This is a genomic window from Chitinophaga sp., from assembly GCF_039596155.1.
Lineage (GTDB): Bacteria > Bacteroidota > Bacteroidia > Chitinophagales > Chitinophagaceae > Chitinophaga.
Window position 1 is genome coordinate 280,014 of the sequence record NZ_JBCNKF010000002.1, and the last position, 26,909, is coordinate 306,922.

General features: G+C 46.9%; 22 protein-coding genes and 1 pseudogene. 16 read left to right on the plus strand and 7 right to left on the minus strand.

The window, feature by feature from the left end; translation table 11 throughout:
• Positions 1-3: 3 nt before the first annotated feature.
• Both ABDW33_RS03000 and ABDW33_RS03005 read left to right on the plus strand, forming a co-directional pair.
• Positions 4-1,218: a beta-ketoacyl-[acyl-carrier-protein] synthase family protein gene (locus tag ABDW33_RS03000; protein WP_343688583.1), complete on the plus strand. Its 1,215-nt coding sequence runs from the start codon at positions 4-6 to the stop codon at positions 1,216-1,218.
• A complete protein-coding gene (locus ABDW33_RS03005) occupies positions 1,208-2,248 on the plus strand; it encodes a beta-ketoacyl synthase chain length factor (protein WP_343688584.1) in 1,041 nt (346 codons plus the stop codon). Before ABDW33_RS03000 ends, ABDW33_RS03005 begins: the two co-directional genes overlap by 11 nt.
• On the opposite strand, the gene ABDW33_RS03010 is transcribed toward ABDW33_RS03005, so the two are convergent.
• The gene (locus ABDW33_RS03010; protein ID WP_343688585.1) at positions 2,209-3,939 is read right to left on the minus strand and encodes a M14 family zinc carboxypeptidase; all 1,731 of its coding nucleotides are present in this window, start codon (positions 3,937-3,939) and stop codon (positions 2,209-2,211) included. The genes ABDW33_RS03005 and ABDW33_RS03010 overlap by 40 nt on opposite strands.
• Positions 3,940-4,028: 89 nt before the next feature.
• A complete protein-coding gene (gene rpsT / locus ABDW33_RS03015; protein ID WP_343688586.1) occupies positions 4,029-4,283 on the minus strand; it encodes a 30S ribosomal protein S20 in 255 nt (84 codons plus the stop codon).
• A 288-nt stretch (positions 4,284-4,571) separates the two neighbouring features.
• On the opposite strand from rpsT, the gene ABDW33_RS03020 reads away from it, so the two are divergent.
• From ABDW33_RS03020 to ABDW33_RS03035, 4 genes and pseudogenes are all read left to right on the plus strand, one after another.
• The gene (locus tag ABDW33_RS03020) at positions 4,572-7,307 is read left to right on the plus strand and encodes a 2-oxoglutarate dehydrogenase E1 component (protein WP_343688587.1); all 2,736 of its coding nucleotides are present in this window, start codon (positions 4,572-4,574) and stop codon (positions 7,305-7,307) included.
• 60 nt (positions 7,308-7,367) lie between these two features.
• Positions 7,368-7,580: pseudogene (locus tag ABDW33_RS03025) on the plus strand (biotin/lipoyl-containing protein); the annotation flags it as partial.
• 141 nt (positions 7,581-7,721) lie between these two features.
• Positions 7,722-8,939 carry a 2-oxoglutarate dehydrogenase complex dihydrolipoyllysine-residue succinyltransferase gene (gene odhB, locus ABDW33_RS03030; protein ID WP_343688713.1) on the plus strand — a complete coding sequence of 406 codons (1,218 nt, stop codon included), beginning with the start codon at positions 7,722-7,724 and terminating at the stop codon, positions 8,937-8,939.
• An 82-nt stretch (positions 8,940-9,021) separates the two neighbouring features.
• Positions 9,022-10,113, plus strand: coding sequence for an Fmu (Sun) domain-containing protein (locus ABDW33_RS03035; RefSeq protein WP_343688588.1), 1,092 nt, complete (start codon positions 9,022-9,024; stop codon positions 10,111-10,113).
• Positions 10,114-10,164: 51 nt separating this feature from the next.
• On the opposite strand, the gene mnmA is transcribed toward ABDW33_RS03035, so the two are convergent.
• Positions 10,165-11,259, minus strand: a complete 1,095-nt coding sequence (gene mnmA, locus ABDW33_RS03040) for a tRNA 2-thiouridine(34) synthase MnmA (protein WP_343688589.1) — start codon at positions 11,257-11,259, stop codon at positions 10,165-10,167.
• 136 nt (positions 11,260-11,395) lie between these two features.
• On the opposite strand from mnmA, the gene ABDW33_RS03045 reads away from it, so the two are divergent.
• The 5 genes from ABDW33_RS03045 (at position 11,396) to ABDW33_RS03065 (ending at position 17,447) form a co-directional block, all read left to right on the plus strand.
• Entirely contained in the window at positions 11,396-12,856 is a 1,461-nt protein-coding gene (locus ABDW33_RS03045; protein WP_343688590.1) for a tagaturonate reductase, read from the plus strand.
• A gap of 8 nt (positions 12,857-12,864) precedes the next feature.
• Positions 12,865-14,259, plus strand: coding sequence for a glucuronate isomerase (gene uxaC / locus ABDW33_RS03050; protein ID WP_343688591.1), 1,395 nt, complete (start codon positions 12,865-12,867; stop codon positions 14,257-14,259).
• Between the two features lie 16 nt (positions 14,260-14,275).
• Positions 14,276-15,274 carry a sugar kinase gene (locus ABDW33_RS03055; protein WP_343688592.1) on the plus strand — a complete coding sequence of 333 codons (999 nt, stop codon included), beginning with the start codon at positions 14,276-14,278 and terminating at the stop codon, positions 15,272-15,274.
• A gap of 1 nt (position 15,275) precedes the next feature.
• Positions 15,276-15,935, plus strand: a complete 660-nt coding sequence (gene eda / locus ABDW33_RS03060; protein ID WP_343688593.1) for a bifunctional 4-hydroxy-2-oxoglutarate aldolase/2-dehydro-3-deoxy-phosphogluconate aldolase — start codon at positions 15,276-15,278, stop codon at positions 15,933-15,935.
• Between the two features lie 207 nt (positions 15,936-16,142).
• Positions 16,143-17,447, plus strand: a complete 1,305-nt coding sequence (locus tag ABDW33_RS03065) for an MFS transporter (RefSeq protein WP_343688594.1) — start codon at positions 16,143-16,145, stop codon at positions 17,445-17,447.
• 83 nt (positions 17,448-17,530) lie between these two features.
• On the opposite strand, the gene ABDW33_RS03070 is transcribed toward ABDW33_RS03065, so the two are convergent.
• On the minus strand, positions 17,531-19,177 hold the full coding sequence (locus tag ABDW33_RS03070) for an altronate dehydratase family protein (protein WP_343688595.1): 1,647 nt from the start codon (positions 19,175-19,177) through the stop codon (positions 17,531-17,533).
• Positions 19,178-19,587: 410 nt separating this feature from the next.
• On the opposite strand from ABDW33_RS03070, the gene kduI reads away from it, so the two are divergent.
• From kduI to ABDW33_RS03095, 5 genes are read left to right on the plus strand one after another with little or no spacing between them, the layout of a single operon-like run.
• Positions 19,588-20,424, plus strand: a complete 837-nt coding sequence (gene kduI, locus ABDW33_RS03075; protein ID WP_343688596.1) for a 5-dehydro-4-deoxy-D-glucuronate isomerase — start codon at positions 19,588-19,590, stop codon at positions 20,422-20,424.
• Positions 20,425-20,445: 21 nt separating this feature from the next.
• The gene (locus ABDW33_RS03080; protein ID WP_343688714.1) at positions 20,446-21,210 is read left to right on the plus strand and encodes an SDR family oxidoreductase; all 765 of its coding nucleotides are present in this window, start codon (positions 20,446-20,448) and stop codon (positions 21,208-21,210) included.
• 22 nt (positions 21,211-21,232) lie between these two features.
• Positions 21,233-22,285 (plus strand): LacI family DNA-binding transcriptional regulator, encoded by a 1,053-nt coding sequence (locus ABDW33_RS03085; protein ID WP_343688597.1) that lies wholly within the window; start codon positions 21,233-21,235, stop codon positions 22,283-22,285.
• A 22-nt stretch (positions 22,286-22,307) separates the two neighbouring features.
• Positions 22,308-23,465: a glycoside hydrolase family 88 protein gene (locus ABDW33_RS03090; protein WP_343688598.1), complete on the plus strand. Its 1,158-nt coding sequence runs from the start codon at positions 22,308-22,310 to the stop codon at positions 23,463-23,465.
• Complete coding sequence (locus ABDW33_RS03095; RefSeq protein WP_343688599.1) at positions 23,462-24,712, plus strand: DUF2264 domain-containing protein; 1,251 nt, start codon at positions 23,462-23,464, stop codon at positions 24,710-24,712. The genes ABDW33_RS03090 and ABDW33_RS03095 overlap by 4 nt, the downstream gene beginning before the upstream one ends.
• Before the next feature lie 14 nt (positions 24,713-24,726).
• On the opposite strand, the gene ABDW33_RS03100 is transcribed toward ABDW33_RS03095, so the two are convergent.
• Genes ABDW33_RS03100 through ABDW33_RS03110 form a run of 3 tightly spaced genes read right to left on the minus strand, consistent with a single transcriptional unit; the run spans position 24,727 to position 26,874 of the window.
• Complete coding sequence (locus ABDW33_RS03100; protein ID WP_116853745.1) at positions 24,727-25,404, minus strand: response regulator transcription factor; 678 nt, start codon at positions 25,402-25,404, stop codon at positions 24,727-24,729.
• On the minus strand, positions 25,376-26,212 hold the full coding sequence (locus tag ABDW33_RS03105) for a sensor histidine kinase (protein ID WP_343688600.1): 837 nt from the start codon (positions 26,210-26,212) through the stop codon (positions 25,376-25,378). Before ABDW33_RS03105 ends, ABDW33_RS03100 begins: the two co-directional genes overlap by 29 nt.
• The gene (locus ABDW33_RS03110; RefSeq protein ID WP_343688601.1) at positions 26,179-26,874 is read right to left on the minus strand and encodes a hypothetical protein; all 696 of its coding nucleotides are present in this window, start codon (positions 26,872-26,874) and stop codon (positions 26,179-26,181) included. The genes ABDW33_RS03105 and ABDW33_RS03110 overlap by 34 nt, the downstream gene beginning before the upstream one ends.
• Between the last annotated feature and the right edge of the window lie 35 nt (positions 26,875-26,909).

A 26,909-nucleotide genomic window follows, 5' to 3' on the forward strand; every position in this document is an offset into this window, starting at 1 on the left:
CATATGGCGGAACGCGTTCTGATAACGGGCCTTGGAATGGTAACTGCCATTGGCGATGATGTAGCAGGCAATTTAAAAAGCCTGCGCATGCAACAGACCGGCATTGGTTTTTCTCAACACATAGATACCATTTACAAGGACGTACTGCCGGTCGCTGAGGTCAAACATTCAACGGTGACCCTGCAGGAAATGGCAGGAGTGGCAGGTAAGGACGGGTATACCCGTACTACCCTGCTTGGCCTGATTGCTATGCGCGAAGCACTGGCAGATGCGGGCATTGCCGATGCCACTGATGAACCGACAGGTTTCATCAACGCCTCTACCGTAGGTGGGATGTGTGATACAGAGAAAGTCTATTTCGATGTGATCAACCCTGAGAAAGAAGGAGATTTTTTACAGTATATCGATACCCTGGATTGCGCTGATTGTACACAGCGGATAGCAGATACAGTTGGTATCAATGAGTATATCGCTACTATCAGCACTGCATGTTCTTCCTCTGCTAATGCACTGATGTTTGGTGCACGCCTCATCAAAGCAGGACTCGTTCGTCGCGTGATCTGTGGTGGTACAGAAGCCCTGACACGCTTTACACTGAATGGTTTCAATTCACTGAAAAATATTGATAAGCAGCATTGCCGTCCTTTCGATCAGACACGCAATGGCCTGAACCTGGGCGAAGGCGCTGCTTACCTGGTACTTGAAAGTGAATCACTCGCCAAAGAACGCAACGCCCATGTGAAGGCAGAACTGAAAGGGTATGCAAATACCAACGAAGCCTTTCACCCTACAGCTCCATCACCGGAAGGAGATGGGGCATTTGCAGCAATGCAACAGGCATTGGCCATAGGTGGCGTAGCACCGGAAAATGTACAATACGTCAATGTACATGGTACCGCTACACTCAGCAATGACCTCGCCGAAGGACACGCATTACAAAGATTGTTTGGTGATAAAGTCCCCCCGTTTAGTAGTACAAAACCCTATACAGGACACGCTTTGGCGGCGGCAGGCAGCATCGAGGCCATCTACGCGGTGTTGGCTATTCAGCATGCAACAATTTTTCCCAACCTTCATTTCTCAGAAAAAATGGAGGAACTAAATATTACACCGGCCACGCAGCTGAAAGAAGGCGTGCCCGTATCCAACGTCATTTCCAATTCATTCGGTTTCGGAGGCAACAATGCTTCCCTGCTGATCAGCAAATATGAAGGATAAATACTACATACAAGGCATGTCGGCCATCTCGCCGCAACACTCTTTTGCTGAAGATCCGTTCTCTCAGCCATTGGTTACAGTGCAGGAGAATATATTTGCCTGTGTGGAACCAGATTATCGTGCTTACATGCCGCCGAATAGTATACGCCGCATGACGCGTATATTGAAAGTAGGATTGACCACTGCATTACAATGTATACAGCACGCAGGCATCACTGTTCCAGGCGCCATCGTGACAGGTACAGGAAAAGGCAGCCTTTCTGATACCGAACGTTTTCTGAAAGAGATCAGAGAATACAAAGAAACTGCTTTGAATGCCACCCCATTCATTCAGTCTACCTACAATGCCGTAAACGGATTGATTGCGCTGCAGCAGAAATGTACACAGTACAATAACACCTTTGTACATCGCGGCTTTTCATTCGAAAATGCACTACTGGATAGTATGTTATTAATCTCTGAAGGGAATAGGAATGTACTGGTGGGTGCCTTTGAAGAAATAACAGCAGAACACTTTTATATCAAAAGCCGTATCGGTTGCTGGAAGCATGAAAAGATTGCCAGCGATAAATTGTATGAACATCCTACCGCGGGTACCATCTCTGGCGAAGGTGCTGCATTCTTTGTATTGTCCGACACTCCCACCGATGTAGAACTGGCAGGACTGAAGATGGTGTACAAGCCCAAAACGTCTTACTTACATACATTCCTGGCGGCGCACAACCTACGCCTGGAAGATATCGATCTTGTGATCAGCGGGCGTAACGGGGATAGCAATTTCGATCATTATTATGATGGGCTGCCAAACGAATTACCTTTCAAACATCTGTGTGGTGAATATGATACCGCCGGTGCATTTGCACTCTGGTTAGGCGCTCAGATATTAAAGGCCCGGCAGGTACCTGCCAGTTGGTTTCCCATGTGTAAAATACCAACCGGACCTTTTAAGCATATTCTTATTTACAATCACTTCTTCGGAGAGCAACACGTCTACATGCTGCTAACCCTGAATACCGGATACCTCAGATAACCCGGTTCTCCATAAATAGAATGATCAAATACAAAATGTAATTGCGCATCTGCACTGTTGGCAAATGTGCTGTCTGTCCTTTTCTTTTCTTCCATCATTGCGCGCACCTCAGCATGTCTTTGCAGGTATGCTGCCGCCGTATCTTCAAATACATAAGCAGAATAACCCTCCTTCGGTGTCAGTATCGCATCAAAGAAGTTCCACGCAAAGAAAGAATCTCCACCCGCAGGTTCCAGTGTTTCTACCAGGTAACGATTGGCGGACTGGTTCATAGGTACATAGAAATCACCTTTCCTGAAATGAATACTGTCCCGTGAACTGGTCACCTTTATATGATTGTGCAGATAATGGCCCTCAAAAGGTCGCAAGGCAGTTTTGTAATCCGCAATATGATATACCTCCACAGCAATAGTAGTGTCATGAGCAAATGGATGCATCACCACTTTGTTATTCTTTAAGATGTTCAGCACATTCCACCAACCCTGTGGTATGATATACGCCGCAGGCTTTTGCACAAAATTGCCGGCAGTGACATAGTTGTAGAACTTCACCTGTTTCTCAAATGGCTTGGTACGATCGTAATATAATCTCGGCAAACCTGAAACTCCGCTGGGTTTATGCCCCGCCTCGTAACCTTTGAAATTGATATATGAAAACCGGGTAGTATCCACATTCCATTCCAGGGCAAACGCCTGCTGCGTTTTTACAGCTGCTTTGGTGTTGTCGCGCAAAGTTTTTATCTCTTCACTATGTGTGCTCACAAAACTGATAAATGACTCCATCAGGGCATAAGTCGCCGCCACCCTTTGAGGGTAAGGTTTCAACATATGTGTCTCCGGTACAAACCCGAATGTGGAAAACAGGGTTGTATAGCCACTTGAAAAACGGGGCACATCTGCAAAAGTCATCCAGCCATTCTCCGGCGTCTCCCCAAAGTGATTTACATAAGGCACCAGGTCATATCCCTTTTCCTTCATCAGTGTATATAGCCCCGGTTCGAAGGTATTGTGCAGAAACTCACCCATGCTTCCGCCCAGTTTATTATATTCAGTGCTCAGCAGTGTCATGATGTGCTGGTAATCCGCCCCGTTACTGACATGGTTGTCAATAAACACATCCGGATCTGTCATTTGATAAATCGTCTGGAAGGTGAAGCTGTTCCGGGAGTCAGTTTTGATAAAATCCCTGTTCAGGTCCAGGTTACGGGCATTGCCGCGCGAACCGAAGGCATCGGGGCCATTCTGATCTACCCGGAAGTATGCACTACGGTTCAGGGCGCCACCAATGTTATAAAGCGGGATGACAGCCAATACCACATTGGCAGGTAACTTCTTTTTTCCCTGTGCCAGGTCTCTCAGCAGCATCATGCAGGCATCTACACCATCAGGTTCCCCCGGATGAATGCCATTATTGATGAGTATGACCCGTTTATTCTTTTGATGCAGCCTTGCAAAATTGAAGTCATGATCGCCGGAATAGATCACCAGGTGAAGAGGAATGCCCGCATCCGTATTCCCGATTTCGAGCATGCTGATCTGTGGGTAGCGCTTATCCAGTTGTTTATAGAAATCAATACATTCAGTGTAAGTGGCAGTTTCTTTTCCCTGGGTTCGTTCGTATCGGGTAGTAAGATCCTGGGCAAGGAGAGGGGAGGCCCAGACAGTAGCCAGCAGGGCAAGGATTATTCTCATAAGGACGACTTTGGTTGACTTGAATGCAAAACAAACAGCCCTTCCTGTTTGCAGGAAGAGCTGTTTACAAATATTTTATCTGAAAGAGCTTAAGCCAGTGTATTCACTTTCTTAGAAAGTTTGCTCTTCAGGTTGGCTGCTTTATTTTTGTGAATAACATTGCGTTTAGCCAACTTGTCGATCATAGAGATCACGTCAGACAGTTTCTCGCCAGCAGCAGCCTTTTCAGTCAATTTCTTCAGATCACGGATCGCGTTACGGGTAGTTTTACCGTAGTAACGGTTACGCTCATTTCTTGCTTTGCTCTGACGAACGTCTTTTTTCGTTGCTTTATGGTTTGCCATTTTTCTAATTTCAAGTTTCGGACTGCAAAGGTAGGGATTACTTTTTTACAAACAAAATATAACTCAAAGGAAAGTGAATATTTTTAATTCACGTCTGCCCGTCTGAAGTCCCTGAAAACTCTTCTCCACCGTAGGCCCCGGCGCTGCATAGTTAATCTTTCTTACGTATATCATTTTTCCATTTTTTTTCCACAAAAGAAGAACGATATTTGCAAACCCATATATTATATATGGGTGCATTCAACAGAATAGCAATTTGAATCGAAGCTTTAGCAAAACTCGTTGTAAATGAAGGACTTCTCATTTGTTACCAACTCACATCCTGCCTACATTGAATCTTTATACCAGGATTACCGAAAAGACCCTGGTGCTGTTGACCCGGAATGGGGCAAGTTTTTTGAGGGGTTTGACTTCGCGGTAAACAATGTAAATGGTAAGGCGCCAGGTGCGGGAGCATCGGTTAGCAGTGATCAGTTAACAAAAGAGCTGAACGTTTACAGGCTGATACAGGCGTATCGCAAAAAAGGTCACCTTATCTCGAAAACTAATCCAATCCGGGAACGTAAAGATCGGCAGGCCAACTTAGACATCTCTTTCTTCGGACTCACCGAAGCCGACCTCAAGACTGAATTCTTTATCGGGCAGGAACTTGGATTAGGAAAAACCAGCCTTGAAAATATTGTCAGCCGGCTGAAACAGGTCTATACTGCCGCAGTAGGCCTGGAATACGCTTACGTTAATGATGCAAAAAAAGTAGAGTGGCTGCAGCGCGAAATGGAAACCACCCTGCAGAGAACCCTCACACTGGATCAGCGCAAACGCATTCTCCACAAGCTGAACCAGGGCGTTATCTTCGAAAAATTCCTCCAAACAAAATATATAGGTCAGAAGCGTTTTGGTCTCGAAGGTGGTGAAAACACCATTCCTGCACTTGATGCTATCATTAACACCGCTGCCGGCGAAGGCGTTCAGGAAGCAGTGATTGGTATGGCTCACAGAGGACGTCTGAACGTACTGGCAAATATCTTAGGCAAAACATATGAGCAGATCTTCAATGAATTTGAAGGTCATGCCGTACCTGACCTGACCATGGGTAGCGGTGACGTGAAGTACCACCTGGGCTTCCACTCCATCGTTGATACTACCGGTGGTGAAAAAGTAAACCTGCAGTTGCTGCCTAACCCTTCCCACCTGGAAGTGGTAGACCCGCTGGTAACAGGTTTCGCCCGCAGTAAGGCCGATGTAATTTATAACAGTGATTATGACAAGATCCTGCCTATCCTCATCCACGGTGATGCTGCGGTAGCTGGTCAGGGCGTAATTTATGAGCTCATCCAGATGAGCAACCTGAAAGGATATTATACCGGTGGTACCATGCACCTGGTGATCAATAACCAGATCGGTTTCACCACCGACTTCGACGATGCCCGCTCTTCTGACTATTGTACCTCTATCGCTTCCACCGTACAGGCACCCGTTTTCCATGTAAATGGCGACGATGCAGAAGCCGTAGTAAAAGTAGCAGAAATAGCTGCCCGCTACCGTCAGGAGTTCAATTCCGATATATTCATTGACTTGTTGTGCTACCGCAGACATGGCCATAACGAAGGCGATGAGCCTAAGTTCACCCAGCCTAGCCTGTATGCACTGATCGATAAACACCCTAACCCACGTGAAGTGTACACCCAGTTCCTCCTGCAAAACGGAGAAACGGAAGTACAGGACCTGGCAAAGGAAATGGAGAAAGGCTTCTGGGCACAATTGCAGGAACGTCTGGACGAGGTAAGACAGAATCCACTGCCTTACACTTACCAGAAACCTGAAGAATGGTGGCAGGCACTCCGCAAATCCAGACCGGAAGATTTCGATCATTCACCGGTAACAGCAGTAAAAGAAGAAGAAGTAAGAAGGCTCATTGGCCGCCTTATGACATGGCCAAAAGACTTCGTGCCTTTGCGTAAAGTGGAAAAACTGCTGCAGGATAAGATCAAACTGTATGAAAACGAAGGCAAGGTAGACTGGGCAACCGGCGAACTGCTGGCCTACGCCTCGCTGCTGAGTGAAGGTAAAGACGTTCGCATGAGCGGCGAAGACGTGAAGAGAGGTACTTTCTCTCACCGCCACGCTATCCTGTTCGACGAAAATACCAACGCTACCTACAGCCGCCTGAGCGAATTACAGGAAAAACAAGGCGCATTCCGTATCTATAACTCCCTGCTGAGTGAATTTGCTGTACTGGGTTTTGAATATGGCTATGCAATGGCCAATCCAAATTCCCTGGTGATCTGGGAAGCACAATATGGTGACTTTGCCAACGGTGCACAGACCGTGATCGACCAGTATATCACCAGTGCAGAGCAAAAATGGACAAATCAGAATGGTATGGTCATGTTACTGCCACACGGTTATGAAGGCGGTGGACCAGACCACTCCAATGCACGTCCTGAGCGTTTCCTGCAATCATGTGCTGAATACAACATCATCGTTACCAATATTACTACTGCTGCCAACTTCTTCCACGCCCTGCGCCGCCAGCTGACTTGGGAGTTCCGTAAGCCACTGGTGAACTTCTCACCAAAAGCAAACTTAAGGCACGCAGGTTCTTACTCTCCGATCTCTGCATTTACAGAAGGCGGATTTAAAGAAGTACTGGACGATGAATATGTAGACGATGCATCAAAAGTGAAGAAAGTATTGCTGTGTACCGGTAAGATCTACTTTGAGCTGGCCGAAAAGCAAGCCAAAGATAACCGTAAGGATGTAGCAATCGTACGTCTGGAGCAATTGTACCCGCTGCCTGCAGTGCAACTGGAAGCGCTGAACCAGAAGTACAAAGCTGCTACCTGGTTCTGGGTACAGGAAGAGCCGTTGAACATGGGAGCCGCTTCTTACCTGCAGATGAATATGAAGCAACTGAATTATGGCGTGATCAGCCGTAATCCAAGTGCTGCTACTGCTACAGGTTATGCAAAAGTGCATGCCCGCGAACAGCTCGAGATAATTGAAACAGCATTTAACATATAGGGAAGTTTAGAACAAGTGAAGCAATTCACTTAATACAAATCGCACACAGAAATTAGAAATATGGCTATCGAAATCAAAGTTCCTACGGTAGGAGAATCTATTAGCGAGGTAACAATTGCAAAGTGGTTGAAGAAAGACGGTGATTATGTGCAACAGGATGAGGTGATCTGTGAAATGGAATCAGAAAAAGCCACCTTTGAATTAAACGCAGAGAAGGCAGGTATCCTGAAGATAGCTGCTCCTGAAGGTGCTACATTGAAAATTGGAGATGTGGCCTGTACAATTGATACAGATGCAGCTGCCCCTGCGGCTACTGCACCAGCTGCTGCGGCAGCGCCAGCTCCTGAAGCCCCTGCGGCACCTGTAGCGGAAGCTGCACCTGCTGCTCCGGCTGTCAATAAAGGAACGATTGAGATGAAGGTGCCAACTGTGGGAGAATCTATCAGTGAGGTGACTTTGATCAAATGGATAAAGAAAGAAGGTGAATACGTAGAACGTGATGAAGTGATCTGCGAACTGGAATCAGAGAAAGCTACTTTCGAACTGAATGCAGAAGAAGCAGGTGCACTGATCACCCTGGGCAAAGAAGGCGATGTACTGAAAATAGGCGATCCGATCGCTAAAATTGATACAAGCGTAGGCCGCCCCGCCGGTAAAGCACAACCCGCTGCTGCACCCGCCGCGCCTAAAGCTGAAACCCAGGCTGCACCACAGGCACAGAATGCGCCTGTCACCGCTATTCCAAACGATGTAAAAGCAACCCCTGTGGCTGCCGCTGTTATCGCTGATTCACATGTCGACCCGTCTACCATCAAAGGTACCGGCGCTCATGGCAAGATCAAGAAAGGCGATGTACTGGCTGCATTGCAAAACCCAGGCGTAGCACTGGATCAGGAACTCTTCACCCGCGGCGAACGTCGTGAGAAAATGAGCAACCTGCGTAAGACAGTTTCCCGCCGTCTGGTAGAAGCGAAGAATACAACCGCTATGCTCACCACCTTCAACGAAGTGGACATGACTAACATCATGGAGCTGCGCGCTAAATACAAAGAAGTATTCAAGAAACAACATGAGGTGAACCTCGGCTTTATGAGCTTCTTCACCAAAGCATGTTGCTTTGCACTGAAAGAATTCCCGGCTGTAAATGCTTACATCGATGGGGAAGAGTTAGTATACCACGAATATTGTGATGTATCTATCGCAGTATCTGCACCAAAAGGACTGGTTGTACCAGTGATCCGCAATGCAGAAAGCCTGGATATGGCGCAGATCGAGAAGAAAGTGGTAGAACTGGCAACCAAAGCCCGCGATAGCAAACTGACAATGGATGAAATGACCGGTGGTACCTTCACCATCACCAACGGTGGCGTGTTTGGCTCCCTCATGAGTACACCTATCATCAACATCCCTCAGTCTGCAATTCTCGGTATGCACAAAATCCAGGACCGCCCAATGGCAGTAAACGGTCAGGTAGTGATCCGTCCGATGATGTATATTGCGCTGAGCTACGACCACCGTATCATCGATGGCCGTGAGTCTGTAAGCTTCCTGGTACGTGTAAAAGAAATGCTGGAAAATCCTGAACAACTGCTGTTCGGTAAAGATCCACTGAAAGCATTACTGAAACTCTAAACTAGTTTTTTATAAGCCTTTGCTAAACGCTCAATGCTGCTGAAAAAAGGCATTGAGCGTTTTGCTTTTACATGATGTGATTATGACCCGTTGGGAAAATTATTTAGCTGCTGCTGAAAAAATTATAGGTGAATATGATGGAAGCCTGCCCCTGCATCATTTCCTGAAAGGTTATTTTAAGCAACATCCCTATATGGGGAGCCGGGATAGAAGGCATATTTCACAGCTGGTCTATTCCTATTACCGGCTGGGATGGCTGTATAAAGAGGAAAAATCTGTACAGGAACGCATCCTGCTAGGCAGCTATTTATGTAAAACAGAAGAAGCAGACAACTTCACCATTGAAGCCCCCGCTCACATTTCATACAACGATATCTTCCCCTACAGCGAAGCCTTATCGCCCGGGATAGATCCTGCAGCTTTTGCACAGTCATTTCTGAAGCAACCCTTTTTATTTATTCGTACCCGGAAAGATAAACAGGAGGCCATTAAAAAGCTGCTGAAACGCGCAGAAACCGATTTTGAAGAATGGGGACCCCATACACTCGCACTACCTAACAGTACGAAGATTGACACCATCGTAACAGATAAAAGCTGGTACGAAATTCAGGATGCCTCCTCCCAGCAGGTAGGTGACCTCTTTCAGCCGAAACCCGGCGAAGCATGGTGGGACAGCTGTGCTGCCAGCGGCGGCAAATCAATCCTCCTGCTAGACAAAGAACCCAAAGTAAAGCTGATGGTCAGTGATGTGCGGCCATCCATTATCTCTAATCTCCATATGCGCTTCAAAGAAGCCGGTATCAGGGATTATACAAGTATGGTCATGGACCTCACAGGCCCCATTGCGCTTGAACGCCGCTTCGACAATATCATCTTAGATGCACCTTGTACCGGCTCCGGAACCTGGGGCCGTACACCGGAAAATCTGTCGTTCTTCAAAAAAGAACAAATCAAGGAATTCCAGTTCCTGCAGCAAAGCATTGCTGGAAACGTAATAAAACTATTAAAGCCAGGTGGTTCATTAATCTACATCACCTGCTCCGTATTCCGTGGAGAAAATGAAGATGTAGTCGCCCACTTAGAAAGCACCACCGGCTTGAAAAAGCAGGAGGGTGGCGTCATCCCCGGCTATGAAAAAGGCGCCGACAGTATGTTCGCAGTTCGCTTAAGTTAAAAAAAAGAGGGGCGCACCATACGATGCGCCCCTCTTTTTTTAATCATTATTTTAAAAACTTCTCTGTATAATCCCACCGGCAATCACATCATCTCCTTCATAAAACACCGCCGACTGACCCGGCGCTATCCCTTTCACATTGCCGTAAAAATTCACCTTCACTTTCCCATCTACATTGTACAAATTACTCAACGCACCCTTATCCTTATACCGGATCTTGGTGATCGATTCCATTCCTTCCGGAATATGATCGTACTTAATATAGTTAATACCGGCTACAATAGTCTCTGTACGGTTCAGCTCTTCCTCGTCACCTAACACCACCGTATTTGTCTCAGGTATAATCTCCGTCACATAAATAGGCCTGCCCAGGGCAATATCCAACCCTTTCCGCTGGCCGATAGTATAAAAAGGATACCCTTTGTGTTTTCCGACAATCGTACCATTACTGAGCACAAAATTTCCCCCGTTCACCTGCTCTTCCAATCCATCCACCCGGCGTTTCAGGAATCCACGGTAGTCGTTATCCGGCACAAAACAGATCTCATAGCTTTCTGCCTTCTTCGCCAGTTCCGGATACCCGAAATCTTCCGCCATCTGGCGAATCTCGGTTTTCCTGTATTTACCCAGCGGTAAAATAGTACGTGCCAGCACATCCTGTTCCAGTCCCCAGAGCACATAACTCTGATCTTTCAACTCATCCAACCCCTTGCTCAACACCCAGCGGCTATTCTCTTCACGAATCTGTGCATAGTGCCCGGTGGCAATAAAAGCACAATCCATCGCATCAGCCCGTTTCATAAGGGCTCGCCATTTAATATGGGTATTGCACAGCACGCACGGATTAGGCGTGCGGCCAGCCATATATTCCTCGACGAAGTTGTTGATTACGAAGTCGCCAAATTCTTCCCGGATGTCCAGGACGAAATGGGGGAAGCCGTGATGTACGGCCGCAGCCCGCGCGTCATTAAAAGAGTCCAGGTTACAACACCCGGTTTCTTTCTTACTGGAGCCGGCAGAAGCGTAATCCCAGGTTTTCATGGTGATACCCACCACTTCATAACCCTGCTCGTGCAGCATCAGCGCGGTCACAGTACTATCAATACCGCCGCTCATTGCTACCAGCACTTTGCCATGTCTGCTCATTTTTGTGTATTTAAGAGTGCAAATTTACAGAAAAAGAAGGGGACTGATAGATCGGATTTTTACGATTTATAAATTAGCTGTCTGCTGGGTGTAAAAAAAATAAAAAACAAATTCCGGGATTTAGCTAAATTTAAACATGTTACCAACATTAAATAAAGAATATCTGCTGCAACACCCTGAGTTGGGTGTCACCGAACGCTACTTTACCTTCCCGGAGAAAATCCTCCAGTTCGGTACCGGTGTACTGCTGCGTGGCCTGGTTGACTACCTCGTTGACAAAGCTAACAAAGCCGGCCAGTTCGAAGGAAGGATCGTCGTCGTAAAATCCACGGATGGAGAAACCACCGAATTCACTTCACAGGACAATCTCTTTACTACTCACATCAAGGGCGTAGCCCAGGGGGAATTGGTAGATCAACAGCTGATCAATGCTTCTATTAGTCGAGTTTTGCAATCGAATGCAGAGTGGGCCGAAATATTAAAGACCGTCCACCAGCCTGCATTACAGATCATTATCTCCAATACCACAGAAGTAGGTATTCAGTACGTTCCTGAGAAAATCGAAGGCGTAGTACCTGCATCTTATCCCGGTAAATTATTGGCCGTACTCTGGGAACGCTACCAATGTTTTAAAGGTGCCTCCCATACCGGTTTTGTTATCGTACCTACCGAACTCGTGGTGAACAATGGAAACTTATTAAAGGACACCGTCCTGAAACTGGCTGCTTACAATGAAATGCCGGCAGACTTCCAGGCGTGGATTGAAAAGGATAACTCCTTCTGCAATTCCCTCGTTGACAGGATCGTTCCCGGCAAACCAAAGGAACTCCCGGCTGTTGGGTACTCCGACCAACTCTGGATCAATGCAGAACCCTTCCTGCTCTGGGCCATCGAAGGCGATGAACCTATCCGCCAGGTCCTGAATTTCCACAAGACAGATGCCCGCATGCTCATTACCCCGGATATTACTCCTTACAGGGAACAGAAGTTGCGCATCCTCAACGGAAGTCATACAGTTTCCGTACCACTGGGATACCTGCGGGGACTGAATACCGTATATGAATGTATGGAAGACCCTTACATGCGTACGTTTTTCAGAAAGGTAGTGATCGATGAAATACTGCCCACCATCAGGGATACCTGTCCGCAGGCACCCACATTTGCCGAAGATGTACTGGATAGATTCGCCAATCCATCCATAGCGCATAAGTTGCTCAGCATCACCTTCCAGGAAAGCAGTAAGATGAATGCCCGCAACGTACGCACCTTTGTCCGGTACTATGAGCAACAGGGCAAAGTACCTGCCGCCATGTGTCAGGGTTTCGCCGCCATGATCCTCTTCCTCCGCCCCGTGAAAAATGAAAATGGACAGTACTTCGGCGCAAGAGGAACTGAATTTTATCCGATCACCGATGACCGTGCAGCCATCTTTGCTGGTTATTGGGAACAGTACAACGATATTCCACAACTGGTAAAAGCAATCAGCGCCGATACCAGCCTATGGGAAGCTGACCTGTCAGCCTTGTCCGGGTTCACCACTACCGTGGCAGGACATTTACAGGAAATGTTGGAGAATCAAGCAGCGTTAATTAAGTAATTCAAGTTATGAAGGCTTTTATGGATGCTGATTTCCTGTTGAAAACGGAAACAGCCAGACGTTTATTCCACGATTATGCAAAAGAGATGCCTATCATCGATTATCATAATCACTTACCACCTGATGAAATAGCCAATAACCGGCAGTTTGAAAACCTGACAGCCATCTGGCTGAAAGGGGATCACTACAAATGGAGGGCTATGCGTGCAAACGGTGTGGCAGAACAATTCATCACCGGGGATGCGGATGACCTTTCCAAATTCAAACATTGGGCAGCCACTGTACCCTATACCATGCGCAATCCACTCTACCACTGGACGCATATGGAATTGCAAAATCCATTCGGTGTAAAGCAGCTGCTGGACGCTTCCAATGCAGAATGGGTATACAACCACTGCGGGGAACAACTTTCTCAGTGGCGTACACAGGCATTGCTGAAGCACTTTAAGGTCACCACACTCTGCACAACAGACGATCCCTGTGATGACCTCGGGCACCATGCAGCCATCCGCAAGTCTGGTTTTGACATCCGTGTATTGCCTACTTTCCGCCCCGATAAGGCGATAGCCGTAGAAAATGTACATAGCTTCAACGAATATGCAGATAGGCTGGGAATGGTCGCTAATATGCCCACAGGCAGCTATCAACAGTTTATGGAAGCATTGCGCAGCAGGCATGATTATTTTCATGAAGCCGGCGGCCGCTTGTCAGATCATGGTATCAGCACATTCTATTCCGCCCCCTTCACGGCTGCAGCACTTGAAACCATCTTCGCCAAACTGAGAGCAGGCAGCGACATCACCACAGAAGAAGCCCTGCAGTTCAAGGCCGGTACCCTCCACCTCATCTGTGAATGGAACCATGAAAGAGGTTGGGTACAACAATTTCACGTAGGCGCTATCCGTAATAACAACAGTCGCCTGGTGCAGCAGATTGGTGCAGATGCAGGCGTGGATTCCATCGGTGACTGGCAGGTTGCCATCGCAATGTCCGGTTTCCTGGATGGGCTGGACAAGAAGAATAAATTAGCTAAAACCGTCGTATACAACCTGAACCCTTCCTACAATGAAGTGTTCGCCACCATGGCCGGCAACTTCCAGGATGGCACTGTGCCCGGAAAAATGCAGTTCGGCTCCGGCTGGTGGTTCCTGGATCAGAAAGATGGCATGGAAAAACAAATGAACACCCTGAGCAATATGGGCCTGCTGAGCCGCTTTGTAGGTATGCTCACAGATTCAAGAAGTTTCCTCTCCTGGTCACGACATGAATATTTTCGCCGTATTTTGTGTAACCTCCTGGGTGATGATGTGGAGAACGGAGAGTTGCCTGGCGATATCAAATGGTTGGGAAAAATGGTACAGGATATTTGTTATAATAATGCCAGCGCGTATTTTGGATTTTAGTTAACCGAACTATTATATGAAACCAGTTAAAGTCATTTCCTTTGGAGAAATATTGCTCCGCCTGTCACCACAATGGGAACAGCACAATGCTGCACTCTATGTGGGAGGTGCGGAGGCCAATGTAGCAGCAGCCCTGGCTAAATGGGGTACATCTGTCGCCTATATCAGCCGGATGCCTGACAATGGTATCGCGCACGAAGTAGAACAACAATTGCAGGCATTAGGTATTACCACCGATCGTATGCTGAGAGGCGGAGACCGCATCGGTATCTATTTCCTGGAACAGGGAAAAGACCTGAAAAATGCAGGCGTGGTATACGACCGTAAATATTCTTCCTTTAGCCAGTTACAGCCGGGAACGGTAGATTGGGATAGCCTGCTGGGTGATGCTGAATGGTTCCACTGGAGCGCCCTCACCCCCGCCCTGAACGAAGATACTGCCATCATCTGTAAAGAGATACTGGAAGCGGCCACCCGCAAAGGATTATTCATTTCTACAGACCTGAATTACCGTAGCAGGTTATGGCAGTACGGGAAGCAACCATTTGCTGTGATGCCCGAACTGGTGGCACATTGCGATCTGGTAATGGGCAATATATGGGCCGCTCACACCATGCTCGATACAAATCTGAATACCGTAGCCCTGGAAGCTAATAGCAGAGAGGTATACCTGCAACAGGCACATACAGTGGCGATGGAAATCACAGAAAAATTCCCCCGTTGTAAACAGGTGGCATTTACATACCGCTTTTCACACGCACCTGCACACAACCTCTACTACGCCACCTGGTACGACAACGGCTCTCTGAGTGTATCCAAACAATATGAAACCAATGAAGTCGTAGACCGGGTAGGAAGTGGCGATAGTTTCATGGCAGGATTGATCCATGCACGATTAAGTGGGATGGACTCGCAGGAAACGATTTCATTTGCGGCTGCCGCAGCATGGTCCAAACTCTTCCTGAAAGGAGATTTTAATTTAACAGACAAAGCAGATATTCTAAAACTAATTTAATATGGCAATAGCCGCCGCTACTATCGTCTCAGCTTTCGAAAAAAGCAGGATCATCCCGGTTTTTTATCATGATGATGAAGAAACCTGTTGCCAGGTAATGGCCGCCTGTTACGCCGCAGGGATCAGGGTTTTCGAATTCACGAACAGGGGAGAACATGCCCGCCGCAACTTTGCCGCTATGCGCGATAAGAAGCTGGTCGACATGCCCGATCTGTACCTGGGTATAGGTACCATCAAGAATGCAGAAGATGCAAAAGCATTTGCAGGTGCCGGCGCCGATTTCATCATCAGTCCAATCACCGATGTAACGATCGCAGACGCCTGCCGGGCAGAAGATATCGTATGGGTACCAGGCTGTATGACTCCTTCCGAAATAGCTACCGCAGAAAAAACAGGTGCCCGGTTTGTAAAACTGTTTCCAGGTAATCTGTTAGGCCCTGACTACGTTACCGCTATAAAGCCACTTTTTCCTGACATGAAGTTTATGCCCACAGGAGGAGTTGCACCAACCAAAGAAAGTATACAAACCTGGCTGAATGCAGGCGTGGTATGTGTAGGTATGGGGTCAAACCTGCTGAACAAAGACCTGATCGCCAAAAAAGACTGGGAAGGCCTGAAAACACAATTGTCTAAAGTAGTCGACATCGTAAAGAGCCTGTAATAGTCGCCCGTAACCAGACATGGACTAAATTATTGTCAATTTTGTGCAAACGTTTGCACAATTCGCGCCGGTTTTGTATCTTAATTCGGTATTGGCTCATTTTGTTTTTTTAATTTTAGAGAACCCGCTGTTGCAAACAGCAGTTGTAGAAAGAACGAAATGAGTGAATACCTCAAATTCTTCTTTATAAATTCCAAAATGAAAGGCATGGATTCCACAACAATAGGTAGGTATCGCTGGCGCATTTGTGCGTTGTTGTTTTTTGCGACTACCATCAACTATATAGATCGTCAGGTAATAGGTCTGCTCAAGCCAACTTTATCCGAGTCATTTGACTGGAGTGAGACTGACTTTGCGCATATCATGACTGCCTTTTCTGCTGCCTATGCCGTCGGTTTGTTATTCTTCGGTCGCCTGGTCGATAAGATAGGAACGAAAATGGGATATATTCTTTCCATCGTCGTATGGAGCGTTGCCGCCATCTTACATGCATTGGCCAAAACAACGTTGGGCTTCGGCTTTGCACGTGTATTCCTGGGATTGGGTGAATCAGGTAACTTCCCTGTAGCGATCAAGACCGTAGCAGAATGGTTCCCTAAAAAAGAACGAGCACTGGCAACAGGCATCTTTAATTCAGGGGCCAATATCGGTGCCGTATTAGCACCAATCGTAGTGCCCTGGTTAAATGGACGATATGGCTGGCAACAGGCATTTATATGGACCGGTGTCATTGGTTTTGTATGGCTTATCTTCTGGGTGATCTGGTATGAAATTCCTGCACGCCATAAGCAACTCACACAAGCTGAATATGATTATATTCATAGTGATGATGCAGTAGAAGCTCCTGTAAAAGATATAGACCCGCATCCTAAGAGTGTGTCATGGAGAAAACTCCTGAGCATCCGCCAGACGTGGGCATTCGTATTCGGAAAACTGCTTACAGACCCTATCTGGTGGTTCTTCCTGTTCTGGCTGCCTTCTTACTTTGCAGATACTTATCACCTGGATTTTACCAAGCCCAATCCGCAATTGATGCTGATCTATACCGCTACTACCATCGGTAGCATCGGTGGTGGTTACCTGTCTTCCTTCCTCATCAACAAGGGATGGCCTGTATTCAGGGCGAGAAAGACATCCATGTTCATCTTCGCAATTGCAGTAACACCGATTATATTTATACAATACGCTACCAATATCTGGATTGTGGTAGGCCTCATTGCGCTGGCAGCAGCAGCCCATCAGGCATGGTCTGCCAATATCTTTACAACTGCCTCTGATATGTTCCCTAAGTATGCGGTCAGTTCAGTAGTCGGGTTAGGCGGTATGGCCGGATCAGTAGGAGGGAGCTTCTTCCCCTTCATTGTAGGATACCTGCTCGATCACTACAAGCTAATGGGTAACATCACCGTCGGTTATAATATCCTCTTTGTGATCTGTGGATGTATCTATCTCGTAGCATGGCTCATGATGCACATCTTCGCACCTCGAATGGAACGGGTGTCATTTGATTAAGATGACAGTCACCGCTAAAATAAAACCGCTTTTGCCGAAGGCAAAAGCGGTTTTATTTTGTACCAACTATAAAATTTAAACGATTACAGACTCACGCCTCTCTTCCACGGAATGAAATCATCCTGGTGCAGCAACTCTGCTTTCGTATGCACCTCTCCGCTCGCCGCTTTGATCACATACTCCAGGATCTCTTCACCCATCTGCTCAATACTCACCTCTCCACTGATAATCGTTCCCGTATTTATATCAATAATGTCCGGCATTCGCTCCGCCAGCTTTGTATTAGTCGCCAGCTTCACCACCGGTGCAATCGGGTTGCCGGTAGGTGTACCCAGTCCTGTTGTGAACAATACAATGTTCGCACCAGACCCCACCTCCGCCGAAGTAGACTCCACATCATTCCCCGGTGTACACAACAAATTCAATCCCGGCTTCTTTACATATTCTGTATAATCCAGTACATCAATCACCGGGGAAATACCCCCCTTCTTAGCCGCACCGGCAGATTTAATCGCATCTGTGATCAAACCATCCTTAATATTTCCCGGAGACGGATTCATATAAAAACCAGACCCGACAGACTCTGCCTGGCTCTCATACGCACGCATAATACGAATGAATTTATCAGATACATCCTTCTCTACACAACGGTTGATCAACTCCTGCTCTACACCACACAGTTCAGGGAACTCAGACAGAATACTGGTTCCACCCAATGCCACCAGCAGATCAGAAGTATGCCCTACTGCAGGATTAGCAGAAATGCCTGAGAATCCATCGGAACCACCACACTCCAGGCCAATCACCAGCTTGGAAAGCGGACTTGGCTGACGCTCTGCTTTATTCGCTTCAATCAATGCCAGGAAAGTCTCTTTGATAGCAGTTGACAACATCGCAAACTCAGAAGCACTCTTCTGCTGCTCATAGACCAACACCGGCTTATTGAAGTCAGGGTTCAGTTTCTTCAGGGCAGCCTGGAGAATAGATACCTGTGCATGCTGGCAACCCAGGCTCAGAATAGTAGCACCTGCAACATTCGGATGGTGAATGTAACCAGCCAGCAGTGCACAAAGTGCATCAGAATCCTGCCTTGTACCCCCACAGCCACCTTCGTGCATCAGGAACTTAATGCCATCTATATTATTAAATACAGTATGACGTTTATTACTCAGCGTTACCGCCTCTGCTGTATACGTCTTAATCGCCTGCAGGTCGCCCTTCTTATATAAAGAAACGAGATCCTGCACCTGCTCATTATATACTTCCGCCGGAGCAAAGCCTAACCCTTTCTCAAAGGCAGTCTTAATCACACCGACGTTACGATTCTCGCAAAACACCATCGGGATCACCAGCCAGTAGTTACGCGTACCTACCTGACCATCATTACGGGGATACCCCATAAAAGTGCGGTGCGCCCATTTACTTACATCCGGTTGCTCCCATTCTACAGTCCCTTCTTTTTCGTGGAAAGCGCTGGCGTCATGTTCCACATTTGTAATAGTGATCAGTTCTCCCTTTGCAATGGCGGAATTAGCTTTGCCAACCAGTACTCCATACATAGTAATAGGATCGCCTTCCTTTACATCAGCGATCATGAATTTATGTTTAGCGGGAACGTCTTTTAATAAGGTTATAGTGGAACCATTGAACCCGACTTCCGTACCTTGCTGGAGGTCTTGTAAAGCAACAAGTACATTGTCGCCGGGATGTATTTGCAGAAACTTATTCATATAAGCTAAAGTATAAAATTACCTCACCGCCTGTTAATACTAAAATCTTAATCTATGGTGAAATTTTGCCTTTAAAACAGGCTAAATTACTTGATAGTTTGGCTAAAAGGTTTTAGCTGATACAGGTGCCCCAAATCCTTATCAGAAAAGGAAACACAAAGATAAGACAGTCTATTTTAGTACAAATAATTGTAATGTGATCTGCACGCGGTAAAGCCCCCCAAACACCGGGAGTTAGTAGGATTGGCCAAAAAAAGAGTGGTAAGTGATAAAAAAGTATCAGTTTTCAAGTAATGCAAACGTTTGCATTTCTGCGCATTAAGCACTATCTTTCCATTCAGTTATGAAAGATGCCCTGATACGCATCCCACTCAATTGTTATCATTTCTAAAAAAATAATTGTCAGCCATATGACTGCCGAAACGAGATATGCCACCAGCCCAGCCTCCATGTTGCGGTGGACAACAGATGAAACCAGGAACGAATTGCTGATCGAAAAGCTCTTCATCGCAGATGATGCGGTACTGGTCTATAGTCATTATGACCGCTTTATCACAGGCGGTATCATGCCTGTGAGTAAAACAGTACAACTCGAAGCGCCGGATCAGCTGAAAGCCACGTACTTCCTGGAACGCAGAGAACTCGGTATTATCAATGTAGGTGCCCCCGGCAAAGTACAGGTAGATGGTGAGATATTTGAAATAGGTTTCAAAGAAGCATTATATATAGGCAGGGGAAAAGAGGAAGTACTGTTCAGCAGTAACGATGCAGAACAACCTGCTAAGTTTTACATCAACTCTACACCCGCTCACCAGACTTATCCAACACGCCTGGTTACTAAAAAAGAAGCCGAGATCGTGACACTGGGTAGTATGGAAACAGCCAATCACCGTACGATCAATAAACTGATTGTAGCATCTGTAGTCACTACCTGCCAGTTGCAGATGGGAATGACAGAACTCAAAACAGGGAGTGTATGGAATACCATGCCAGCACATACACACGACAGGCGTATGGAGGTTTACTTCTACTTTGAAGTACCCGATGGCCAGTCCGTTTGCCACTTCTGGGGCCAGCCACAGGAAACACGTCATATCTGGATGCAGAATGAACAGGCTGTGATCTCACCACCCTGGTCTATTCACTCAGGCGCCGGTACCAGCAACTATACATTCATCTGGGGTATGGCTGGCGAAAACCTTGATTACGGAGACATGGACGTTTGTGCAGTACCAGATTTACGCTAACACAGGAAATAACTCATTATGATACTGCAATCATTCGATCTTACCGGCAAGGTGGCTTTGGTCACCGGTGCCAAACGTGGTATTGGCAAAGGTATGGCCGTAGCACTCGCAGAAGCAGGTGCAGATATTATAGGCGTATCTGCTTCACTGGAACCCGCAGGGAGTGAAGTGGAAAAAGCCGTACTAGCTGCAGGCCGGAAATTCTACGGATATACCTGCGATATGGGTAACCGGGAATCACTCTATACATTTATCAAAGAAGTGACCAGCCGCTTCCCGGTGATAGATATCCTCGTCAACAATGCAGGTACCATCCTTCGCAAACCGGCAGCAGAACATCCGGACGAATACTGGGACGAAGTATTAGGCATCAACCTCGATGCACCATTTATACTGACCCGCGAAATCGGAAAACTGATGCTTTCCCACGGCCGTGGAAAGATTATCTTTACAGCATCGCTACTCACCTTCCAGGGAGGGATCAATGTACCGGGATATGCAGCCAGCAAAGGCGCCGTAGGATCACTGGTCAAAGCATTTGCCAATGAATGGGCGGGAAAAGGTATCAATGTCAATGCCATAGCCCCCGGGTATATCGCTACTGACAATACCGCTGCCCTCCGTGCTGATGAAGAACGGAGCTCCGCGATCTTATCACGCATCCCCGCTGGCCGTTGGGGCACGCCTGAAGACTTCCAGGGACCTGCCGTATTCCTGGCCTCCGCGGCTTCGGACTATGTACATGGTACCATACTCACAGTCGACGGCGGTTGGATGGGGCGATAGTACGATGGCTATATACTGATATATGAGTAAAAGAACTGAAAAAACGATCGTTGATATTGCGGAAGAACTGGGATTGTCCGTGTCTACTGTTTCAAGAGCACTGAATGACCACCCCAATATCAGCGCACGCACCAAAGAGAAAGTGAAGAAGATGGCCCGCAAACTGGGCTATCGTCCAAATGCGATGGCTGCGGGACTGCGCAACAACAGAAGTAAAACCATCGGGCTACTCGTGCCAAGGATCTCTATGTTCTTCCCTGCCACTATCGGTACCGTCGTACAAAACAAACTACAGGAGCATGGGTATAATGTGATCATCTGTCAGTCTAACGATTCTTATGAACAGGAAGTCGCCCTGACCAATACCCTGTATTCAGCCAGGATCGATGCACTCGCAGTATCCACTACACTATATACCACCGACTTCTCCCACTTCGATATCTTTAAGGATAACAATATACCATTGGTATTCTTCGACAGGGTGCCGAAAAACTATGATGTAACCATCGTGAAAGGCGATGATTACCTGGGTGGCCTCACCGTGACCCAACACCTGATCGAACAGGGTTGTAAAGATATTGTGCATATCTCCGGTCCGCTCACCTGCAGCCTGTATGTAGAAAGGGTAGCCGGATTCAAACATGCCTTGCAGCAACACAAAATTCCTTTTAAAAAATCAAGGGTTTTTTACCAGGAGTTAACCCGTGACAATGCCTGGCAGGCATGCGAAAAGATCTTTGCACAGCAACCTTACCCGGATGGCATCTTTGCCGCCAATGACACCACTGCAATCGCCATACTGGAATATTGCAGGAAGATCAATGTCAGGGTGCCGGAAGACCTGAAGATCGTTGGCTACTCCAACGACCCCAGAGCAGAGATCATCCACCCGGGCATCACGTCTGTAGACCAGTTCCCTGCTATGATGGGCGAACGGGTCGCCGAAGCACTGCTGGACCTGATGCAACAACCCAGACAAACACCGCAGCGACATGCCGCTGAAATGGTACCCATTCAATTGATCAAACGTGCTTCTTCTGAAGTAAAGGTTAACAAACGCAAAAAGAGTCAATAGTATAAAAGAAAGTTAGTCACGTATGAAAAAACTACTCTTCCTCCTGGGCAGCATGCTGCTCACAGGTATCGCAGTTCCCGTAAACGCCCAGGTTCCGGCCGATAAAGCGCTGAACCTTGCTATTAAACAATATAGGCAAATGATGACCCATGTGCCGGATAGCTTACTCCCCCGCACTACCGACAATAAAACCGGTCAACTGGTGACCGCCGGCACTGACTGGTGGACCGCCGGATTCTATCCCGGTACACTCTGGTACCTCTACGAATATTCAAAAGATAAGGCCATCCTCAAAGAAGCCCGTAAGCGTACCGACGAGGTGGAAAAAGAACAATATAACAAAACAACCCACGACCTTGGATTCATGATGTATTGCAGTTTTGGCAACGCCTACCGCCTTACAAAAAATCCAAAAGATAAACAGGTGTTGATCACCAGTGCCCGCACACTCACCACCCGTTTCAATCCTACCGTTGGCTGTATCAAATCATGGGACCATGGCAAATGGAAATTTCCCGTGATCATCGATAACATGATGAACCTGGAATTACTTACCTGGGCCACCCGGGTAACCGGTGATACAGTTTTTGCACACATCGCCCGTACCCACGCCAACACCACCATGAAGCACCATTTCAGACCTGATTTCAGTTCCTACCATGTCATTGGTTATGATCCCGAAACCGGCGCTGTGGTAGCTAAAAATACCGCACAGGGATTTGCTGACAGCTCCGCCTGGGCACGTGGCCAGGCATGGGGCTTATATGGTTATACCATGATGTTCAGGGAAACAAAAGACGGTGCTTATCTGGAGCAGGCCAAACATATTGCCAATTACATCATCCCTCGTCTGCCGGCAGACAAAATACCTTATTGGGATTTTGATGCGCCGGATATTCCGCATGCAAAAAGAGATGCCTCCGCAGGTGCAGTGATCGCATCAGCATTGCTGGAGTTAAGCCAGTATACGAAGAGCCAGACTTATTTTCATACAGCAGAACAAATCCTGCAAACGCTTTGCAGCGACGAATACCTGGCAAAAGAAGGCACAAACAATAACTTCCTCCTTAAACACAGCGTAGGACATCTGCCAGCGAATTCAGAAGTAGATGTGCCACTGACCTATGCCGATTATTACTTTGTAGAAGCACTACTCCGTTATAAAAAATATAGTAAATGAACAGGCGGCGTTTCATACAGGCAGTACCCTTAGCAGGATTGGCGACCGCCGTAAAACCAGGAGATATGTTACCCACTTCCATGACAACCCAGACACAGGCCCATACCGACAGAGCGTACTGGGTATCCCTGATGGTTCGCATTGCTGAACCAGTATTATTGCACCTCAGTAAAGGACAGCTGAAAAAGGAAATGCCTTTGGAAGTTGCCCCGGCCTATGGCAAGCCAGTTGAAAAAGTGACCTATTTAGAGGCATTTGGCCGTACTATAGCAGGTATTGCACCCTGGCTGGAACTGGGTGCAGACGAGACACCCGAAGGCCAAATACGGGGCCGTATGATCAAATTAGCACGGGAGGCAACCGCACAGGCAGTAGATCCTGCCGGTCCTGACTACATGAACTTCACAGGACTGTACGATGCGCAGCCACTGGTCGATGGGGCTTTCCTGGCCCATGGTTTTTTACGTGCCCCTACACAACTCTGGGAGCCATTGCCGGACAAAGTCAAACAGCAAGTGGTCGCAGCCTTCAAAAGTCTGCGCAGCATCACACCCGGTTATAACAACTGGTTACTCTTTGCTGCCATGATAGAAACAGCGCTACTCCGGTTCGGAGAAGACTGGGATGCCATGCGCGTTGACTACGCTGTAAAGAAACACCAGGAATGGTACAAAGGAGATGGTGTGTATGGTGACGGTCCTGACTTTCACTTTGACTATTACAACGGATTCGTGATCCAGCCCATGCTGGTCGATATCCTGAAAGTACTGGTAGCCAACGGCAAAGCAGGGAAAGCAGCATACGATCAGGCACTGGTTCGCATGCAGCGCTACGGCGTGATCCAGGAAAGACTGATCTCCCCGGAAGGCACATTCCCCGTTGTAGGCAGGTCTATGGCATACAGGAATGCAGGTTTCCAGCCGCTTGTACAACTGGCGTTACATGATCAGTTACCAGCAGAGCTCACACCGGCACAGGTAAGATGTGCATTGACAGCCGTTAAGCAACGCATATTCGAAGCACCTGGCACTTTTGATCAAAAGGGTTGGATGCAGCTGGGCTTTTGCGGCCATCAGCCTGAAATAGCAGATGTCTATACGTCTACCGGCAGTTCTTACCTCTGTACAGTGGGATTTCTCGCATTAGGTTTACCACCCGGACACATATTCTGGACCAGTGCCCCGGAGGAATGGACAGCGCAAAAAGCCTGGAAAGGGAAACCGGTCCTGAAAGACCATGCCTTATAATGGTTATTTGATACTTAGTCTGTATTGATATCGATCAGGCCATACCTGATGCCGAAGATGACTAACCCTACACGGGTTTTCACTTTCAGTTTATCACAAAGACTGCTTTTATAGTCATCGATAGTGCGTGGGCTCACGAACATTTTTTGTGCAATTTCTTTGTAGGATAATTCCGTACAGAGGTATTGCAGGAAGGTTTTTTCCTTGGGTGTAAGTTCGATTTTTTCACTTAGCGACAATACATCTTTCTGCAGACCGGAGATCACCTTGCCGGAGATATAATCTGGCAGGTAGAAGTCTTTTTTGATAATAGAATCGAAGGCTTCTTTCAGGTCATCAGGTTCTACATTCTTCATGATGTATCCTTTCGCGCCTGATTTCAGCATCTTAATGATCACTGATTCATCGTTCAGCATGGACAGGGCCAATACCTTGATCTGGGGGAAATGGTTATTGATCCAGGTGGCAGTCTCATATCCATTCATACCCGGCATATTCACGTCGAGAATGAGGATATCAGGGAGCTGCATTTCCCTGTTATTGATGATCTTGATCACTTCTTCTCCATTATTGGCTTCAAAGAGAATGAAGTAGTCTGTAAAAGTGTTAATTAATCGCCCAAGGGCTTTTCTGACAAGTACATGGTCATCAGCAATGGCAACACTATATTTCGCTTTCCTGGTTATGCTCATGGAATGATTGTTTGTTTACGGGTATAGTGATTCGGATAGCAGTTCCGCTATTTTTACCGCTGTTGATCTGAAAGGTTCCTCCAATAAGACTGGCTCTTTTCCGGATATTTCTAAGGCCAAGGCCCTTGTGCTGGTTTGAGTCTGCAAACAGGGCTTCCTGGTCAAAACCAATTCCATTATCGGTTATTTCCAGGTCAATAAAGTCGGTGTTATGGGAAAGCCTGACTTCCACTTTGGTCGCCTTGGCATGCTTTACAATATTGTTCAGCATTTCCTGTACGATGCGGAAGACAATGATTTCTGTCTGGTGATCAAGCAGGTTCCGGATGTCTGCAAAATTAAAGGAAGTTTCGTACAAATTGGTTCGTCTCAGTCTTTCGAGTTCGAAATTGATACTTTGCCCTAAACCCACTTCCGTAATTCTGTCAGTATGGAGGCTGCGTGACAGGTCGCGCAGCTCTGTAATGGCTTTCTGCAGGGCCTTCCGGCTCTCTTCTATGTATTCATGTGCTTCACTGTTATTTTCTACGGGTACCGTGAGCAGGGAAAGGGCAACAAAGGTCAGGGATTGACCGATGTTGTCGTGGATCTCCTGGGAAAGGTGTCCGAACACGTTTTCCTGGATCTCCAGTTGAGACCTTAGTAACTCCTGCTCGTAGCGTTCCTTGAGCAGCCGTAGCTCCTGTGCCTGGGCGAGGCGACCTTTCTGATTCAGAATCAGCATAATGATAATGAAGCCTACCAGCAATACCAGCAGGAAGATAGAAGTAAATACTACAGGGAAGATTTCCTGAAAATCAGATTGCATATGAACGAAATACTAAAGAATAAATATAGAATAATATTTATCATAATATTTGTTACATGTAGTGTTGTGAACACCATCCATGGCATATTTGAGATAAAATTCATCAATCCATTGAGCGGCAGGCTGCAGGTGTAGAAAAAAAGCAGCCCCGTCGCCGTCCAGAAAGTCGGGTCCTGCAGCAGGCTATGCGGGCCTGGAAATTTGATCCGCTCATAAAAGTAAAAGATACAGGAAATCACTACAGTCAGGCAACCCAGCATGTAAGTGTAGGTATTAAAAATACCATTACCCTGTATAAAAATCATATTCAGCAGACCAATGACAGGAAATATAACGATGGCATAACTCAATGCCCGGATCACTCTCGGCGTCGACAAAAAAGAACGGAGCAGGAAAAGTAAATAGGTGAAATTCAGAATAGCGTAAAAGTTATAGATTTTCACATTGTTCATGTTGTGGAGGCTATACCAGTAGGTAATGATCTCAACCGAAAATGTGATTGTAATATATCCAATGAACGAATTTAAGTAACCGGGAGGCTGTTTTTGCAATTTAGCTAACAATGCAACAATGAAGCACAGCAGGATCGGCATGACACTAAGCGGCTTCTGGTAAAGCGAAAAATGTGATAACGTTAAAACGTTCAGTAATGCACAGGACATAAGAAATAAATACGATAGCTTTTTTAACTGTTATT

Coding starts and splice junctions, on each gene's coding strand:
- odhB (WP_343688713.1), top strand. CDS start 7,722: ATGAAGGTGCCAACTGTGGGAGAATCTATCAGTGAGGTGACTTTGATC.
- mnmA (WP_343688589.1), bottom strand. CDS start 11,259: ATGAGCAGACATGGCAAAGTGCTGGTAGCAATGAGCGGCGGTATTGAT.
- ABDW33_RS03100 (WP_116853745.1), bottom strand. CDS start 25,404: ATGAGCATAACCAGGAAAGCGAAATATAGTGTTGCCATTGCTGATGAC.
- ABDW33_RS03085 (WP_343688597.1), top strand. CDS start 21,233: ATGAGTAAAAGAACTGAAAAAACGATCGTTGATATTGCGGAAGAACTG.
- eda (WP_343688593.1), top strand. CDS start 15,276: ATGGCAATAGCCGCCGCTACTATCGTCTCAGCTTTCGAAAAAAGCAGG.
- ABDW33_RS03010 (WP_343688585.1), bottom strand. CDS start 3,939: ATGAGAATAATCCTTGCCCTGCTGGCTACTGTCTGGGCCTCCCCTCTC.
- ABDW33_RS03105 (WP_343688600.1), bottom strand. CDS start 26,212: ATGCAATCTGATTTTCAGGAAATCTTCCCTGTAGTATTTACTTCTATC.
- ABDW33_RS03045 (WP_343688590.1), top strand. CDS start 11,396: ATGTTACCAACATTAAATAAAGAATATCTGCTGCAACACCCTGAGTTG.
- ABDW33_RS03000 (WP_343688583.1), top strand. CDS start 4: ATGGCGGAACGCGTTCTGATAACGGGCCTTGGAATGGTAACTGCCATT.
- ABDW33_RS03090 (WP_343688598.1), top strand. CDS start 22,308: ATGAAAAAACTACTCTTCCTCCTGGGCAGCATGCTGCTCACAGGTATC.
- ABDW33_RS03095 (WP_343688599.1), top strand. CDS start 23,462: ATGAACAGGCGGCGTTTCATACAGGCAGTACCCTTAGCAGGATTGGCG.
- ABDW33_RS03020 (WP_343688587.1), top strand. CDS start 4,572: ATGAAGGACTTCTCATTTGTTACCAACTCACATCCTGCCTACATTGAA.
- ABDW33_RS03035 (WP_343688588.1), top strand. CDS start 9,022: ATGACCCGTTGGGAAAATTATTTAGCTGCTGCTGAAAAAATTATAGGT.
- ABDW33_RS03005 (WP_343688584.1), top strand. CDS start 1,208: ATGAAGGATAAATACTACATACAAGGCATGTCGGCCATCTCGCCGCAA.
- uxaC (WP_343688591.1), top strand. CDS start 12,865: ATGAAGGCTTTTATGGATGCTGATTTCCTGTTGAAAACGGAAACAGCC.
- rpsT (WP_343688586.1), bottom strand. CDS start 4,283: ATGGCAAACCATAAAGCAACGAAAAAAGACGTTCGTCAGAGCAAAGCA.
- ABDW33_RS03070 (WP_343688595.1), bottom strand. CDS start 19,177: ATGAATAAGTTTCTGCAAATACATCCCGGCGACAATGTACTTGTTGCT.
- ABDW33_RS03065 (WP_343688594.1), top strand. CDS start 16,143: ATGGATTCCACAACAATAGGTAGGTATCGCTGGCGCATTTGTGCGTTG.
- kduI (WP_343688596.1), top strand. CDS start 19,588: ATGACTGCCGAAACGAGATATGCCACCAGCCCAGCCTCCATGTTGCGG.
- ABDW33_RS03055 (WP_343688592.1), top strand. CDS start 14,276: ATGAAACCAGTTAAAGTCATTTCCTTTGGAGAAATATTGCTCCGCCTG.
- ABDW33_RS03110 (WP_343688601.1), bottom strand. CDS start 26,874: ATGTCCTGTGCATTACTGAACGTTTTAACGTTATCACATTTTTCGCTT.